The organism is Psychrobacter sp. 1Y11, assembly GCF_052259045.1.
In the GTDB taxonomy this organism is placed as follows: Bacteria; Pseudomonadota; Gammaproteobacteria; order Pseudomonadales; family Moraxellaceae; genus Psychrobacter.
Genome location: NZ_JBQQER010000008.1, coordinates 59371 through 77336, shown reverse-complemented (window position 1 = coordinate 77336; position 17966 = coordinate 59371). Strand labels below are relative to the sequence as shown.

The following is a 17966-nucleotide window of genomic DNA, read 5'->3' as shown; positions in this document are numbered from 1 at the left end:
GTTTTTAAAACAGTCCCTGCCATTAAGCGATCCCATTATGCGTGAATACAGTTTATTTACCTCAGAGTCTGTCAGCGAAGGCCATCCTGATAAAATGGCTGACCAAATCTCTGATGCCCTACTCGACGCCATTTTGCGTGAAGATCTGCATGCCCGAGTCGCTTGTGAGACTTTAGTTAAAACAGGCGCTGTCGTATTAGCCGGTGAAATCTCTACCACGGCTAATATCGATATCGAGCGTATCGTTCGTGATACTGTTAATGGTATCGGCTATCATCATTCGGACTTAGGTTTTGATGGCGAGACTTGCGCGGTTATCAACATGATCGGCAAGCAGTCGCCTGAGATTGCCCAAGGCGTCGATCGTAGTAGCCCAGAAGAGCAAGGTGCTGGCGATCAAGGTTTAATGTTCGGTTATGCCAGTAACGAGACTGATGTGTTAATGCCCGCTCCTATTGAATACGCCCACCGCTTGATGCAGCGTCAGTCTGAGCTGCGCCGTGCAGGCGAGCTACCTTGGCTGCGTCCCGATGCCAAAGCACAAGTAACACTCAACTATGATGGCAATCGCCCTGTCGCTATCGATGCGGTAGTACTATCTACCCAGCATGATCCCAGTATCTCACAAGCGGACTTGCAAGAGGCCATCATGGAAAACATCATCAAGCATGTACTACCAGCCGATCTGTTGCATAAAGGCACGCGCTATCATATCAATCCAACCGGTAAGTTTGTGATTGGCGGCCCTGTCGGGGATGCTGGTTTGACAGGCCGCAAAATCATCGTTGACACTTATGGCGGTATGGCTCGTCATGGCGGTGGTGCTTTTAGTGGTAAAGACCCCTCCAAGGTCGATCGTAGTGCCGCTTATGCGGTGCGTTATGTCGCGAAAAACATCGTTGCTGCTGGTATTGCCGATCGCTGTGAAGTACAAGTGAGCTATGCTATTGGAGTAGCCGAGCCGACTTCTATTTCTATCAACACCTTTGGCACGAACAAAATTGATAATGACGAGATTATTCGCCTAATTCGTAAGCATTTCGACTTACGTCCTTATGGTATTACGCGTATGCTCAACCTACTACAGCCTATGTATCAGCAGACCTCAACCTTCGGTCACTTTGGTCGTCCTGGATCTGAGACCGCATTTACTTGGGAAAAAACCGACAAAGCTGAAATCCTGAAAGCTGATGCCGGCTTGTAGTCTTTAAAAAGAAGCTATATCTACTCTGCAAAATACAAACTATTTAAATAACATACGATTTAACTCATTTACTTAACGGAGTCTTTTATGTCTGACGCCAATATGCCAAACGCTACCACTACAGACAATACTGAAAACAAGGTCGAAATCACTCCTGAGATGCAGTCTTTTTATCAGCGCGCTGATGAGATCATTGGCGTTGCTAATAGCCAATTAGGCGAAAATGCGCACTCAGGCCAAGTCGGTGCTTCACTACTTTATGCCGCCGCGCGTTATAGCGCTTCAGTTGCTTCTATTGGCTTTGTGAAAGGTGAAGATTTTGCCAAAGAAAAAGACGATATCGTCGAGTTTTATGTCAAACAGTATCGTCAAATGCTCAGCGACAATCTCACTGACTACGCACAAAACTTCGATAAATACATCAACATCGAAAAGCAGTCCTAGTCTATAAACATCAGACCTTGCGTTGAAGCCTTGGCTTTAGCAATAGCGTCCTTGAACTATTAGCCTATCCACAAGATAGGCTATTTTTATGGATGACAGTTATCTTTATCAAAACAGTTACCGGTTGCGAATAATAAACAATAAAAAGCCCCAACTTAGCTAATAAGTTGAGGCTTTTGCTATTAAAAAGAAACCGTTACTGAACTGACTTTTAATTTACCGATTAATCAGTTTTTTCACGAGCAGGTGGACCTGTCAACAGGTCTTCATCACGAAACTCATTGGCTGAGTTATGATCCGCTGATTCCTCAGTCGTAAACCATTGCTGATTACGATACAGAATCAAATGATCTCGGCTCAAACCACGCAGCAATGAATACATCATAATCATAATCACGATAGCAAATGGGAAGCCTGAGACAATCGATGCCGCTTGCAAAGCGCCTAAACCACCAGCTGCTAAAAGCACCGCTGCGATAACGCCTTCAGTACCTGCCCAGAATAAACGCTGGATCTTAGGCGGATTGGTATCACCACCAGAGGTCAACATATCAATGACGAAACTAGCAGAATCTGATGAGGTCACAAACCATAATACAATCATGATTACAATGAGTAGATTAACCGCTGCAGTTAATGGATATGACTCCATTAGCTTAAAGATAGCGCTACCGGTATCAGCTTTGACTGCCTCGATTAGGCCAGGGCTAGCCATATTTGGATCAGCTGCTGCCATCAATTCCATATGAACTGCTGAGCCACCAAAAGCGGTGAACCATAAGAAAAGAATAGTAATAGGAATTAATAACACGCCCAAAATAAACTCGCGTATGGTACGGCCACGTGAGATACGAGCGACAAATACGCCAACGAAAGGTGACCAACTGATCCACCATGCCCAGTAGAAGATAGTCCAAGATGACTGCCAGTTTTCTTGACCTTCATAAGACTCCGTCCAAAGACCTAAAGGAATCACTTGATGCAAGTAATTACCAACGTTTTCAACGAAACTATTAAAGATAAACTGCGTCGGACCTAAGATAATCACAAAGCTAAGCAAGATAATTGTAAATAGGATATTAATATCACTTAAGCGCTTGATACCCTTATCTAAGCCCAAAAATAGCGACATGCCTGCCAATACGGTAATAACAGCAATCAGAATAATTTGCACAGTAATATTATTGGGAATACCAAATAGCGTGTCTAGACCTGAGTTGATCTGCAACACTCCTAGGCCAAGCGTAGTCACAACCCCAAACATCGTTCCAAATACTGCTAGCGTATCTACCGTATGTCCCATAGGTCCATAGATTTTTTTACCGAGTAAAGGATAAAGCGTTGAGCGAATAGCTAAAGGTAGGCCAACACGGTAGTGAAAATAGGCCAAAGCCAAAGCGACAATACCGTAAATGGCCCAAACATGAAACCCATAATGCAAAAACGAGATATTCATCGCAAGCTTAGCAGCTTCAACACTCTCAGGCGTTCCTAAAGGCGGTGCCATAAAGTGATATAGCGGCTCAGCAGTACCCCAATATAGCAGGCCAATACCGATACCCGCCGAAAATAGCATGCCAATCCATGAGACTAGGTTATACTCGGGCCTCTCAGTCTGGTGGCCTAGTCTGATATCGCCGTAACGGCTAAATATCATATAGATACTCATGACTAAGGCCAAATTCACCACGACGATAAAAAACCAGCCAAAGCGCAACGAGACAAAAGCTTTTGCATCGTTAAAGACCACTTCAGCTTGTTCATTGAACAAAGCGCCGAAAATAATAAAGACTAAAATCAAAATAGCTGAGGTTAAAAACACAGGTTTACTTACCCGTGGAAAAGGGCCTAAGCGGCCAACTTTTACATGGTCCATAGCGTTTCCAAAATTTAAAATTGCGTCACCTTACCAAGATATAAGGCATTTATCAAATGCAATACTAAAAATACAGTTAATAATATACAAAAATAATTTAGAAATAATCAAGGATACTTTGTTATAGCTTATCAAGTTTTGAGACTTAAAAACTAGGGTTAATACAAGTACTTAGGCTATTTTGGCTTTTGTTATGGACATAAAAAAGTCTCAACCTTCTTAAAGATTGAGACTGATAACCTGTTTATAGTACTAAGCTAAAGATTAATCGCCTTTGACAATCTTTGGCGGTCCTTTGAGTAAGTGCTCATCGGTAAACTCATCCGCAGTGTTATGATCGATAGACTCATCAGTAATAAAACGCTGCTGAGCGCGGTAGAGAATTAAGCGATCACGGCCAAGACCACGCCATAAAGCGTACATCATCGTAAACACCACCAAAGCAAAAGGTAATCCTGCGACGATAGCCGCAGCTTGCAATGCACCTAAGCCACCCGCTGCAAGTAATATCGCAGCGATAAGGCCTTGCATAATCGCCCAAAACAGACGCTGAATCTTCGGTGGATTGGTATCGCCGCCCGCTGTGAGCATATCAATGACAAAACTTGCTGAGTCTGATGAAGTCACAAACCATAAGACAATCATAATTACAATTAAAAAAGTAATCGGCTGAGTTAATGGGTAGTACTCAACGAGCTTAAAGATAGCGCTACCAGTATCAGCTTGTACCGCTTCCACCAAGCCTGGGCTGGCTACGGCGGGATCTAAACCGGCTAATAGCTCCATGTTGATAGCCACGCCGCCAAAGGTAGTAAACCAGAAAAACAAGATCGTCATAGGGATCAGTAGTACCCCTAATACAAATTCGCGTATGGTACGACCACGGCTAATACGAGCGATAAACACCCCTACAAATGGTGCCCAGCTCACCCACCATGCCCAATAAAATATCGTCCAACCTGCCTGCCAATCGGTGCCGCTGTAAGCTTCGCCCCAAAAACTAAGGGGCACTACAGCTGCTAGATAGTTACCAATATTTTCAAAAAAACTATCAAAGATAAATAGCGTCGGACCCAAAATTACCATAAAAGCGAGGAGCACACCGGTGAAGCCCATATTGATATCGCTTAAGCGCTTGATGCCTTTATCAAGCCCTAGCATCAGTGATCCGCAAGCAAGCGCCGTCACCGCTGCAATAATAACGAACTGGACAGTGATAGAGTTTGGTACACCGAATAACCCTTCAAGGCCTGAGTTAATTTGCATAACCCCTAGACCTAGTGAGGTTACAACACCGAACATCGTACCAAATACCGCTAAGATATCGACCGTATGACCCCAGCGCCCATAAATCTTTTGACCGAGAATAGGATATAAAGTTGAGCGAATAGAGAGTGGCAGACCGCGTCTAAAATGAAAATACGCCAACGCTAGCGCGACGATAGTATAGATAGCCCAAGCATGTAAGCCCCAATGCAAAAACGAGATATTCATCGCTTGTTTGGCTGACTCTATAGTCTCCGCTTCTCCTACTGGTGGCGCCATATAGTGATACAAGGGCTCTGCAGTTCCCCAGTAGACTAGTCCAATACCGATCCCTGCCGAAAATAGCATCGCAATCCATGAAAATAGCGGATACTGCGCACGCTCCGTTTGATTGCCTAACCGGATATCGCCATAACGGCTCGCTATAAGATAAATACAAAATGCTAAAGCGACGTTCATTAGCAGGATAAAGAACCAGCCAAAATTGGTAGTAATAAAGCTTTGTAAAAAGGTAAAGAGCGCTCCTGCTGTTTCAGTAAAAAATGCCCCAAAAATGATAAAACCAACGATTAAAATACCTGACGTGATGAAGACAGGTTTATTAACCCTCGGAAAAGGGCCTAACCTTTCAACCTTAACATGATCCATTGTTTTCATAACCTTAGTTTTTTAGAAGCATTACTTTAACAAAACAACTCTTTATTATCAATAAATTACATAGTACGTCCTAGTTGTAATACGCTAGAATCATTGTCAGTTAGCCTTACCAAGGAGTGCTTTAGACTTGAGTTAAGCCTTAATCAGGTACCAGTTTCAACAGCTTACTACTGTTGCCATCCTCTAACAGATACACTTCGCCATCGACGCTCAATACGCTACGAATGCGCGCGCCCATATCATAGCGATAGCGCTCCGCCGCTTGCTCCTTATCCATCGCTACTACTATTAACGCTTTTGAAGACAAGCCACTGATTAAAGCGTTACCCTGCCAAGCCGGGAAATCATTGTGACTGCCAGAAGCGTAAAGGCTCATCGATGACGGTGAGATGACAGGCGTCCAGCTGACTTTCGGCGCAGTAAAATCAGGACGCGTGTCATGATCAGGAATGTCAGTCCCTGAATAATTGCGGCCATTAGACACTAGCGGCCAGCCGTAGTTATCCCCCTTTTCGATCAAATTAAACTCATCACCGCCTCTTGGCCCCATTTCATGCTGCCAAAGTCGGCCTTTATCATCAAAGGCTATGCCAAGCACATTGCGATGACCGGTAGTCCAGAACTGTTGACTGATACCCGTATTATCAGCATAAGGATTATCTGTAGGGACTGAGCCGTCAGGATGTAGACGGATAATCTTGCCCAAATTCATCATCATATCTTGTGCTGGATCCTTTTTTTGCCGATCCCCTGAGCTGATATATAGATAGCGTCCATCGGGGGAGAACAATAAACGATGACTATAATGGCCTTGCCCTTCAACTTTTGGCACTTGCTGCCAGATCGATGTGATCGCTTGTAAGCTTGGCTTAGCGGTGTCCAGTCCGGTCAGCTTAGCCTTGATAACCTTTGCACCATAGGTATTGCTCTCACTACCTGTGCCCGCTTCAACATAGCTGATATACACATCATCAGTGGTCGCAAAATCTGGCGCTAGGATAATATCACCAAGTCCGCCTTGCCCGCCATAACCGACTTTTGGCACGCCTGTGACTTGCGTCTTCTTGCCTGTCGCAGTATCGACAATAAATAGCTCACCTGTTTTTTGCGTGACAAGTAATTTTGGCTCAGTGCTATTTGAGTTTTTAGGTAACGCTGTCATCGCCCAAGGCTCATCAAAAGTCGCTATCGCTTGGGTGGTAAAGCTGGGTTTGCTGTCCTCTGCTCGCTCGCCAGTACTGGCTTTTTCTGTATTTGCTGTCGCAGTCGTTGGTTCTGAACAAGCGGCAGTGCTAAATAGTAATACGGTTATAGTCAGCGGTAAGCTAATTAGGCCGCGTTTATTTCTTAGGCTATCCATTAACATAGTCTTTATCCTTTGAATATTTTTAGTCTAATTTTTATAGCTGACGTCTGTCTTCTAATATAGCAAGCTTCAGGTCGCTCCGAACAGAAATTATGCAATAAAAAACCCTTTATCTACTATGGCAGATAAAGGGTTAGTTTTGCTTAGAAATCAACTCTCAATTTAAAATGGCTATTAGCTCATTCTAAGCTTATCAAAAGTCAATTTATCATCTTGGCCGACATCGACTTTAATAATGTCGCCGGCGACAAAGTCACCTGCTAATAGTCGCAACGACAATGGGTTTTCGATCTCTTGCTGGATAGCACGTTTCAGCGGACGTGCACCATACACTGGATCATAGCCGACCGCTACTAGTTGACTCATCGCTTCATCAGATAAAGTAATATCTAGCTCGCGCTCTTGCAAGCGATCGCGTAGACGCTCCATCTGAATATCAGCGATACCCGCCATTTGCGCCTGCCCTAACGCATGGAAGACCACAATCTCATCGATACGGTTAACGAACTCTGGACGGAAATGCTCGCCGACTGAATCCATCACCTCCGACTTGATATCGTCATAGCTCTCGCCGACCATCTCTTGAATCTTGTGCGAGCCTAAGTTACTAGTCATGATGATCACCGTGTTTTTGAAATCCACTACTCGGCCTTGCGAGTCGGTCAAGCGACCATCATCGAGCACTTGCAACAAAATGTTAAACACATCGGGATGGGCTTTTTCGACTTCATCGAATAGCACGACGCTATAAGGCTTACGGCGTACTGCTTCAGTCAAAGTACCGCCTTCTTCATAACCGACATAACCAGGAGGCGCACCAACTAAACGGCTGACGCTATGCTTCTCCATATACTCACTCATATCGATACGAACCAGTGCATCTTCACTATCAAATAAGAAATTCGCTAGCGATTTAGTCAGCTCCGTTTTACCAACCCCCGTTGGCCCAAGGAACAAAAACGAGCCTGAAGGACGATTTGGGTCAGACAACCCCGCTCGGCTACGACGCACCGCATTAGCGACCGACTCTACCGCTTCATCTTGACCGATCACACGCTCATGCAGTTTATCTTCCATCGCTAGCAGTTTATCGCGCTCGCCTTGCATCATTTTACTGACCGGGATACCCGTAGCCGCGCTGACCACTTCGGCAATCTCATTATCGGTAACCTTTGTGCGCAGCAGCTTGCCACCTATCGCGTCATCTGCTTGCTCTTCTTGTTCCGCTAAATCCGACTCGGTAATACGGCGTTCTAGCTGCGGAATGGTCTCATACTGTAAGCGACTCATGGTCTCATAATCGCCTTCTCGGCTCGCTTTATCATAAGCGATACGCGCTTTGTCCAGCTCGTCTTTGAGCTGCTGACTACCTTTAACCAGCGCTTTTTCGGCTTGCCAAATTTCGTTGAGATCAGCGTACTCTTTCTCAAGCTCTTCAATCTGCTGATTGAGCACTTTACGCTCCGCTTGCGCGCCAGCATCTTCTTCGTTTTTGAGTACTTCGCGCTGCATCTTGAGCTGAATCAGACGGCTATCAAGCTTACCTAAAGCCTCAGGCTTACTATCCATCTCCATGCGCAGACGGCTTGCCGCCTCGTCAACTAAGTCAATGGCTTTATCTGGCAGTTTGCGATCGGTAATATAACGATGACTCATGCGCGCCGCGGCAATAATAGCACTGTCTTGAATATCGACCCCGTGATGCAGCTCATAACGCTCTTTGAGACCACGTAGAATGGCAATGGTATCTTCAACGCTTGGCTCATCAACGAGCACTTTTTGGAAACGGCGCTCCAATGCCGCATCTTTTTCGATGTATTGGCGGTACTCATCTAGCGTCGTTGCGCCAACGCAGTGTAGCTCACCGCGGGCGAGCGCAGGCTTGAGCATATTGCCAGCGTCCATCGCGCCGTCGGCTTTACCGGCGCCAACCATAGTATGCAGCTCATCGATAAATAAGATGACATTACCTTCTTGCTTGGCCAAATCGCTAAGCACGCCTTTGAGGCGCTCTTCGAACTCACCGCGGAACTTAGCACCGGCAATAAGCGCGCCCAAATCTAGCGATAATACTTCTTTACGACGCAGACCTTCTGGCACATCGCCATTGATAATTTTTTGCGCGAGGCCCTCTACGATAGCAGTTTTACCAACGCCTGGCTCACCGATCAGCACCGGGTTATTTTTGGTCCGGCGCGAGAGCACTTGAATGGTACGGCGTATCTCTTCATCACGGCCGATGACCGGATCGAGTTTCCCCATCTCGGCTTGTTCAGTTAGATTGATAGTATATTTATTGAGCGCGTCGCGTTGATCTTCAGCGTTTTGGTTATTGACAGTTTCATCACCGCGTAGCTGTTCAATCACTGTCTTTAGCCTATCCGCGGTAACCCCGGCACTCTCAAATATCTTCTTAGTCTCGCCTTGCTCAGCCAGTGCCAAAAGCACCCATTCAGTCGCAATAAAATCATCGCCTTCTTTTTGCGCTTGGCGATCGGCTAAGTTCAAAATCTTCACCGAGTTTGGGTTTAGATTGACATCGCCTGTTGGATCGCTGATGGTAGCCTGATTATCAAGCGCTTTAGCCACGCCGTTCTTGAGCGCCGGAATAGATGCGCCCGCCTGCTGACAAATCGCTATATTTGACTCATCTTGCAATAACACTGCTAATAAATGCACCGGATCAATACCGGTATTATCACGGCCTAACGCCAGACTTTGCGCTTCTTGAATGGCAGATTGCAGTTTCTGCGTAAACTTCTCAAATCTCATATTTTAATCCTTCGATAATTTATTATGGCAACAGGCTTTTATAAGTATTAGGTTAGCCTATTTGCCTTTGGTTGCTATCTATATAAGGTATAGTGGCCGTCATTTCAAGCGATAAAACGATAAAAACCTTACTAATAGCAATGATATAAACGTTTATTCATTAATAAGTGTTTATGTGCTCTATTTCAAGAAATTTTAGAGAAAAAATCAGTACCTAAATAAAAATTTATTGCTAATAAAAAAGCGCTTGCTCTATCAAGAACAAACGCTATAGATAGCTAATGAGATGATAAAGCTACTCTACAATTTCAATCGGCATTCCTGCTTTATAAATACTCATAATCTCATCCATCTCATCATCAGTCACGGCAATGCAGCCATCCGTCCAATCGCGCTGCTGCGTAATAGTAGCCAAATGACCAAGACCATTTTTTTGTCCATGAATCATAATATCACCGCCTGCACTGACCCCGCGTTTTTTGGCTTGTGCTTTGTCCGTACTATTGGGATAGCTCACATGAATGGAGCGATAGTAGCTAGAGTTTTCATTTTTATAATCGAGCTTATAATTACCTGTCGGCGTACGCTCGTCGCCCTCTTGGCGCTTATGACCCGCTGGGCTGTCGCCTAAAGCAATATGATAGCTTTTCACGACTTTATCCTCACTCAATAGCTTTAATACCCGCTCGGACTTATCGACATAGACTTTATCGATAGTGACATCACTGGGTATAGGCTGGCTAAGTTTTGCAGAATCTTTTGCAAAGACTATAGCACTTAAGCCAATCAGGGTTATAAGGATAAGGGTCATAACAGCCAATAACGGCAAGCGTTTGTTATGAGTAGTTGGAAATAAAAATGACATAGACTTTGTTCTCTTAAAACTAAAAATTAGTCATAAGATAACAACAATCTATGCCAAGGTTTGTGCAAGAATTATGAATTAAGTTGAGATACGACTTAACCCTTTATACCATACGTATCGCACCATCGATGCGAATCACTTCGCCATTCAGATAAGGGTTGTCGATGATATGAGTAACCAGCTTAGCAAACTCATCAGGCGCGCCCAAACGCTTAGGATAAGGTACGGCAGCCTCAAGCTGGGTACGTGCTTTCTCAGGTAAGCTCTGCATCATTGGGGTCGCAAACACGCCTGGTGCAATCGTCATGACGCGGATACCATGACGAGTCAGCTCACGCGCTAGCGGCAACATCATGCCGACCACGCCTGCTTTAGAAGACGCGTAACTTGCCTGTCCTACTTGACCGTCGAAAGCGGCGATAGAAGCAGTATTGATAATGATACCGTTATCAGCATTTTGTTCACTATCAAGGCTGGCGTTAGCTGCTACGCGCTTAGCAATACTCGCCGCGACTAAGCGTGCCACATTAAATGAGCCGACTTGATTAATCGTGACGCCGCGCGTGAACTCATCAAGATCGGCTGGATTATTCTCACGATCCAATAGCTTTTGGACAACTCCAATGCCTGCACAGTTGATTGAACCTTCAATACTGCCAAATTCCTTTTCAGCCCTTTCAACAGCCGCTTGGACGTCATCGCCACTAGTGATATCACAGCGCACAAAGCGCGCCTTGTCACCCAGCTCACCAGCCAGTGCTTGCCCAGCGTCTTCGTTGAGATCCGCTATGATGACGTTACCGCCTTGATTAACAATCGCGTGTACAGCCGCTTTGCCTAATCCTGATGCGCCGCCGGTGACTAAAAAGCTATTACCTTGTATTTGCATAGATCTTCCTTAATTATTTTTGAATTTTATTCTCAGTGAGTTTACCTAGTCGCTCGTTCAGCTGTCGGCTAAGCTACGTAATAAAAAACGCTGTATTTTGCCACTCGGCGTTTTAGGCAGGAAATCCACAAATTCGACCTGACGAGGATAAGCATGAGCGGATAGGCGCTCTTTTACCAAGGCTTTGATCTGCTCTGCAAGCTCATCATTACCTTCGACACCTTCTTTTAGTACCACAAAAGATTTAATGATATGACCTCGTGCCTCATCAGCGATGCCGACTGCCGCTGACTCAGCAACGGCATCGTGTTCTAATACCGTGTTTTCGACATCCGTTGGTCCTACGCGATAACCGGCGGTGACGATAATATCATCGTCACGCCCAGAGAACCAATAAGTACCATCACTATGGCGTTCAACCACATCGCCAGTGAGATAGTAATCATCAACGAAAGCTTGCTTCTCATTCCAACTATAACCTCGAAAATAAAAGGCCGGCGACTGACTGACTACTACAGCCAGTTGTCCTTGCTCGCCATCAGGGAGCACTTGCATATCCTCATCTAATACGACTAAGCGGTGACCAGGCAGCGCCATACCCATCGAACCTACTGGACACTTATGATGTAGGGCATGATGCTCGCAGCAAGTCATGCCAGTCTCCGTCTGTCCGTACTGATCACAAACCTTGCAGCCTAGATGGCTCTCAACCCAACTAACTACCTCGGTATTCAAAGTCTCGCCTGCGGAGTTGGCAACGCGTAATGAAGGTTGCTCATCGTTATCATCATCAGACGTTCTTTTAAAAACACCACTCGACTTCATCATGCGAAAAGCAGTCGGTGATGAGGCTAAATTAGTAATGTTGTGACGCAGCATAAAGTCGCGGGTATCAGTAGCATCGAAGCCTGCTTCATTAAAATGAGTGGTCATACCCAATAATAATGGCCCAGTAATCGCATAATAAAGACCATAAGCCCAGCCCGGATCGGCCATGTTCCAATAATTATCAGACTCTTGTAAGTCAATCGCATAACGCATATAAAGATAAAATGCTGGCAGCGCGGCTAACGGTACGCTGACGCCTTTAGACTTACCTACTGTGCCGGAGGTAAACATTTGCAGAAAGGGCGCGTCAGTATCTAAGACTACTGGCTCAAAGCTTTGCGCTTGCTGAGCGACACTCTCATTATAATCATCTTCAGGCCACTTTTGAGCTTCATCCCTATTCCCAACTAATACCATCTTTGCCTGCTGCGCTAAGTCGGCAAACTTACTACGGTTGTCGCTGTTGGTAAATACGACTTTGGTTTTTGCTTTATCCATTCGATACTTAATCGAATCATAGCCAAAGGCGGTAAATAACGGCTGATAGACTGCCCCAATGCGCCAAGTAGCAAGCACAATAATCAGTAGCTCGGGTGTGCGAGGCAACATAGTAGCGACTTGATCACCTACTTTTACGCCATAAGACTGTAATAGATTGGCCACTTGCGCACTGGCTTTATCGAGCTCATCGAAGCTGATACGAGTAATGTTATTAGCAGTATCTTCTTGTACTAGCGCTATCTTGTTGCCTTGTCCTGCTCGAATATGACGACCACAACAAGCCATGTAGGCATTGAGACGATCCTCCGGATAATCGCCAAATATTTCTGTCAGCAGTGACGACATATTGAAGGTATTATAATACTCGTAATAGTCTTTTGAAGAAGAGGTGATTGAGGTCATAGGCTAATCCTTTAGCAGTAGCCGGCAAGCGCGTAGGCTTGAGCGATCATTATTAAAAGTTATAAGCTACGAAGTACTTTGACATACTTTGATAACTTGCTCTATTAGTAACGCATTTCTAGTTTTATTTCAACAAGCCCTACTTTAAGCCATGTAAAAACCCGAGTAAGGCTTTTTCCTCGCTGCTTTGATGCTTTTTTCTGCGTCCGCGCCGAGCGTGTTTATAATCCTCATAGAATTCTCCTGCTAAGAACTTCTCAATGATAATAGGATTAATATAGGAGCTACGACAGACGCTTGGCGTATTACCTAATTCTTCAGCGACATCCTTGACCATCTCGGTAACTAACTCTTGCCGCAGCTTACTATCAGGCGCGCTCGCTAGAATCTCTTCGCCGTTATCGTTTTGTAGCTCATCATATAAATAACTAGCTGCCAGTACACTGGCCATCCAAGTGCGAAAGTCTTTAGCGCTATAAAGTCTGCTCACGCAGTCCGAGGCGGCCTCGCTATCCTCACACAGATGCTGACGCAGATACTCATTAATATCAGAGCTATCCACAACGCGTTTGTCGCCATTATCATCTAAGTATTTAAATATCTGATACCCGGGCAGCTCAGAGCAGGCCTGCACAATGTCGATTAGGCGCTCATCTTGCAGCTCGATATGATGCGCTTTGGCACTTTTGCCGACGAAATCGAAGGCCAAGCCATTCTCTGTTTCACTCACATGCTTACTGCGCAAAGTACTAAGACCATAGCTTTTGTTTAGCTTAGCATAGCGACTATTGCCAATGCGGATCAAAGTAGTCTCTAGCAATTTGACTACCGCAGCGAGAACATTATCATGTGATAAAGTCTCAGTTTCTAGATCCTTTTCAACTTGCGCGCGCAGATTAGGTAAGGCGGTCGCAAAGCCTCTCATCGCCTCAAATTTGGCTTGATCGCGTACATTATCCCACAGCTCATGATACAGATACTGCTTACGCGCCTTATCATCACGCCCTGTTGATTGTAGATGACCGTTTTCATGTTGGCATATCCAAACCTCAGACCACATAGGCGGAATGACCAAAGCCTCAAAACGTTGGCGCAATTTTTTGTCTTTAACCGTTTTGCCTGTTGCATCACGATAAGTAAAGCCGCGTCCGTGACGGCGACGCTCAAATCCTGGCTCCTCATCACTGACATAGCGTAGTTTAGCTTGCTTAGCTAAGCGCTCATAATCATGACGAAGATTTAGAGCCGCCTGTACTTGAGCCTTATTTGCCATAAACCAAAACCCTTATCATTCATTATTTTTAAAGTTGAATACCAATAATTTAGAATAATGAATTCAAGCGCTTTTTACTGTTAAATTGACACAGAGAATATGTAGTGCTGTGTAAATAGTGGACCATAAAAAAAACGCCAAGCATGAACTTGGCGTTTTTGATAGTAATAGAGGTTTTGCTAAAAGCGCTTATTTACTCACTATTTGCCATAAACACATAAATAAGCCGTTTCCACTTCAACTTTTACATTAAATTTTTGATTGGCTTCAACGGTGAATTGCTCGCCAGCGTTAAAGGTTTGCCACTCCTCGCTATCTGGCAGCTTAACGGTTAAAGCACCACTGACCACGCTCATCGTTTCAAATTCGCTAGTGCCAAATTCGTACTCGCCTACCTCCATTACCCCGACAGTCGCAGGTAGAGTGGACGTTTGAAAGGCGATAGAGGTCACTTTATTATCAAAATAGTTATTCACGCTTGGCATTATTTTTCCTTAAGGTTTATCAAACGATTAATATTAAAATCTCATTAAAAATATTTCAAAATAAAAATTATAATCCCGCTTTGAGACTAGCCTCAATAAATTGATCGAGATCGCCATCGAGTACCGCGCCGGTATTGAAAGTCTCAACCCCAGTACGCAAATCTTTGATACGCGAATCATCAAGTACATAAGAACGAATTTGACTGCCCCAACCGACATCAGACTTATTGTCTTCCACCGCTTGCTGCGATTCCATGCGCTTTTGCATTTCAAGCTCATAAAGCTTGGCGCGTAGCATCTTCATCGCGGTGGCTTTATTACCATGTTGGCTACGCTCGTTCTGACAAGTGACCACCACGCCGCTTGGCTCATGAGTGATACGTACTGCCGAGTCTGTGGTATTGACGTGCTGACCACCGGCGCCCGATGAGCGATAAGTGTCGATACGCAAGTCAGCAGGATTGATATCGATCTCAATATCATCATCAATCTCAGGCGACACAAATACGGCAGCAAAGGAAGTATGACGACCATTATTACTATCAAAGGGTGACTTACGCACCAAACGATGCACGCCAATCTCAGTGCGTAGCCAGCCAAAAGCATAATCCCCTTTGATCTCAATAGTGGCAGACTTAATACCGGCGACACTACCTGAAGATACTTCGATCACTTCAACTTTAAAACCGTGTGCTTCCGCCCAGCGCGTGTACATGCGCAGTAGCATCTCCGCCCAATCTTGCGCCTCGGTGCCGCCACTACCCGATTGAATATCTAGATAGCAGTTGTTCGGGTCCATCTCGCCACTGAACATCCGGCGAAACTCCAAATCAGCCACACGCTTTTCAGCGTCGTCTAGCTCGCTTTGCACGTCTTTAAGTAGCGACTCATCTTCGGCTTCGACCGCGAGCTCTAGCATCGCTGCTGCATCCTCAAGCGTAGTTTCAAGCGATACCACTATCTCAATGACACTATCGAGCTGACTTTTTTCTTTGCTAATTTTGGTGGCGCGTTCTGGATCATTCCACAGCTCCGGACTCTCCATCTCTAAATTGACTTCCTCTAAGCGCTCTTGCTTGCCATCGAAGTCAAAGATACCTCCGAAGGTCCTGTCCACGCGTCGATAAGTCTTTGATTTGCTCTTGGTACGGATTAATTTCCATTAGTTTTCCTATAGTCTTGATTTTTATAGAGTTTTACTTTTATTAAGTGAAGACTGCCTATGTATAACTTGTAATATAGAAGTTAAGCCGTGAATTATGACTTAAACGACCTATAAAAAATTAAACTTTTAATCAACGCTAAATACTCCAGTCTTCAACCGCCCAACGATGCGCTAATGCATGCGCGTGTAAAGCTTTATCAGGCGATACGCAGACAGCAATATCGGCCCATTCTAATAGTGGAATGTCATTCTTAGAATCAGAGTAAGCATAAGTCTTTTCAAACTCGATGCCCGCTAATTGCTTTTTATCAAGCCACTTATCGAGATGATAGATCTTACCTTCTTGAAAGTTGGGCTTATCGGCCAATTTACCGGTATAGCGCTCATCGACAACCTCCAACGGCGTCGATAACACGTTAGCCTCTTCGATGCCGAAACGCTGAGCGATAGCCGATACCACAAAGTTATTGGTCGCTGAGATAATCACTACTTCATGACCTTGCTCGATGTGTTCACACAAGACTTCCATCGCTTTTGGACGAATATGCGGCTCAATCTCTGACTTGATATAGTCTTCACGTAACTCATCAAGCCTGTCCATCGGTAAACTACTCAAAAACTGCGCGACAAACTCATTGTACTCAGTCGCATCTAAAGTACCTTCTATATAGTCATTATAAAACTTCTGATTAGCGGTACGATACTCGGCCTCATCCACCAAACCATGTTTAACGATATACTCTCCCCATAAATAGTCGCTATCGACATCAAGCAAAGTATGATCTAAATCAAACAAAGCTAATGTCCGATTGGTCGAAGAGATTGGGGTAGAAGGTTTATTCATAATACATACTCACTGAGGATAAAGAGTTACGCTCTAAAATAAGAGCGCTTGCTTACTATTAAGACTATTAAATTTTATGATTTTAAATAGATGTAGAGCTTATTCAGGCGCCTGAATCTCAGTCAGACCCGTTCTGAACTTTTGACAGCGATCTGCGTAGTGCATGGCTGAGAGTTTGAGCATCGCAGCTTGCTCGTCAGTCAAAGTCTTGACCACTTTGGCCGGCGCGCCCATCACTAGTGAGTTGTCCGGGATCTCTTTACCTTCGGTGACCAAAGCCTTAGCGCCGATAATACAGTTTTTGCCAATCTTGGCTTTATTTAATACCACCGCGCCGATACCAATCAAGCTGTTATCGCCGATCTCACAGCCATGTAACATCGCTAAATGCCCGATAGTGACATAATCGCCGATTTTGACTTCGATACCGGCATCAGTGTGAATCACGCTATTTTCTTGCACATTGCTATAGTCACCGATATGAATGCGCTCGTTGTCACCGCGAATCACCGCACCAAACCAAACGCTGGCTTGATGACCTAAATAAACATCGCCAATGACTCGCGCCGTATCGGCAACCCAACCATTAAAAGGGGCAGCAAACTCGGGGGTTTTTTCTAAATACTGATAAATCATAACTTATCCTTGTTTATAATATGATTGTGTTATCGTCCGTACAAAATAGTTGTTATAAGCTTATTATAGGCAGCAAACCTTCGGCCTGTTAGCATTGACTTGTTTTAAGGCGGCTTTTGCAAGGCGAAATCATTTGGAGCAGTAGGCAGTAAAAACACCCACTGCAAAAGCAATCCATTGTGGCAAAGCTATCGCTGAAAATCCAGCCGTTTTATAAGTATATTATTTGTCGTTTTGCATAATGGGTTTATAAATTAATAATATTCTGAATTAGAGCACTCTTATTTTTGCTTAGGCTATTTTACAACTTTAGAAGTCGTCACTGTTAAATTTTATAGTTTAAACCTCTATTTATCTGCACTTTTTATCTACACTTTGAATCACTTATTAAACTCTAGTATCACGAATTAAACTGTAATCTAGAGAATACTCATGATTACCTATCGTTAATTGTAAATGAGTCTAGCTATCTGCCTGGTTTTTTTATATAATG

General features: G+C 44.5%; 14 protein-coding genes. 2 read left to right on the top strand and 12 right to left on the bottom strand.

The features are described from left to right. Nucleotides 1-37 precede the first annotated feature (37 nt). Entirely contained in the window at nt 38-1204 is a 1167-nt protein-coding gene (gene metK / locus ACTXGJ_RS08730; RefSeq protein ID WP_025645793.1) for a methionine adenosyltransferase, read from the top strand. An 87-nt stretch (nt 1205-1291) separates the two neighbouring features. Continuing rightward, nucleotides 1292-1648, top strand: a complete 357-nt coding sequence (locus ACTXGJ_RS08725; RefSeq protein WP_439243920.1) for a DUF3144 domain-containing protein — start codon at nt 1292-1294, stop codon at nt 1646-1648. A 223-nt stretch (nt 1649-1871) separates the two neighbouring features. Here the strand turns inward: ACTXGJ_RS08725 and ACTXGJ_RS08720 are convergent, their stop codons facing one another. From ACTXGJ_RS08720 to ACTXGJ_RS08665, 12 genes are all read right to left on the bottom strand, one after another. Next, the gene (locus ACTXGJ_RS08720) at nt 1872-3524 is read right to left on the bottom strand and encodes a BCCT family transporter (protein ID WP_439243919.1); all 1653 of its coding nucleotides are present in this window, start codon (nt 3522-3524) and stop codon (nt 1872-1874) included. Nucleotides 3525-3788: 264 nt separating this feature from the next. Further along, the gene (locus ACTXGJ_RS08715) at nt 3789-5438 is read right to left on the bottom strand and encodes a BCCT family transporter (RefSeq protein ID WP_439243917.1); all 1650 of its coding nucleotides are present in this window, start codon (nt 5436-5438) and stop codon (nt 3789-3791) included. Between the two features lie 148 nt (nt 5439-5586). Next, nucleotides 5587-6807, bottom strand: a complete 1221-nt coding sequence (locus tag ACTXGJ_RS08710; protein ID WP_439244025.1) for a PQQ-dependent sugar dehydrogenase — start codon at nt 6805-6807, stop codon at nt 5587-5589. Nucleotides 6808-6987: 180 nt separating this feature from the next. Continuing rightward, nucleotides 6988-9585 carry an ATP-dependent chaperone ClpB gene (gene clpB, locus ACTXGJ_RS08705; RefSeq protein WP_439243916.1) on the bottom strand — a complete coding sequence of 866 codons (2598 nt, stop codon included), beginning with the start codon at nt 9583-9585 and terminating at the stop codon, nt 6988-6990. Nucleotides 9586-9880: 295 nt separating this feature from the next. Further along, nucleotides 9881-10450 (bottom strand): L,D-transpeptidase family protein, encoded by a 570-nt coding sequence (locus ACTXGJ_RS08700; RefSeq protein ID WP_439243914.1) that lies wholly within the window; start codon nt 10448-10450, stop codon nt 9881-9883. 103 nt (nt 10451-10553) lie between these two features. Beyond that, nucleotides 10554-11339, bottom strand: coding sequence for an SDR family NAD(P)-dependent oxidoreductase (locus ACTXGJ_RS08695; protein WP_443565673.1), 786 nt, complete (start codon nt 11337-11339; stop codon nt 10554-10556). 57 nt (nt 11340-11396) lie between these two features. Then, nucleotides 11397-13070, bottom strand: a complete 1674-nt coding sequence (locus ACTXGJ_RS08690; protein WP_443565672.1) for an AMP-binding protein — start codon at nt 13068-13070, stop codon at nt 11397-11399. A gap of 139 nt (nt 13071-13209) precedes the next feature. Next, complete coding sequence (locus ACTXGJ_RS08685; RefSeq protein ID WP_439243908.1) at nt 13210-14343, bottom strand: DNA topoisomerase IB; 1134 nt, start codon at nt 14341-14343, stop codon at nt 13210-13212. A 200-nt stretch (nt 14344-14543) separates the two neighbouring features. Then, nucleotides 14544-14828: a pyrimidine/purine nucleoside phosphorylase gene (gene ppnP / locus ACTXGJ_RS08680; protein WP_439243907.1), complete on the bottom strand. Its 285-nt coding sequence runs from the start codon at nt 14826-14828 to the stop codon at nt 14544-14546. A gap of 67 nt (nt 14829-14895) precedes the next feature. Then, a protein-coding gene (gene prfB, locus ACTXGJ_RS08675) for a peptide chain release factor 2 (protein ID WP_439243906.1) occupies nt 14896-15991 on the bottom strand; the annotation gives its coding sequence in 2 pieces (ribosomal slippage) (nt 14896-15918 and nt 15920-15991; 1095 coding nt in all). A 138-nt stretch (nt 15992-16129) separates the two neighbouring features. Continuing rightward, nucleotides 16130-16837, bottom strand: a complete 708-nt coding sequence (locus ACTXGJ_RS08670; RefSeq protein ID WP_439243905.1) for an HAD family hydrolase — start codon at nt 16835-16837, stop codon at nt 16130-16132. Nucleotides 16838-16936: 99 nt separating this feature from the next. Continuing rightward, complete coding sequence (locus tag ACTXGJ_RS08665) at nt 16937-17473, bottom strand: gamma carbonic anhydrase family protein (protein ID WP_439243904.1); 537 nt, start codon at nt 17471-17473, stop codon at nt 16937-16939. Between the last annotated feature and the right edge of the window lie 493 nt (nt 17474-17966).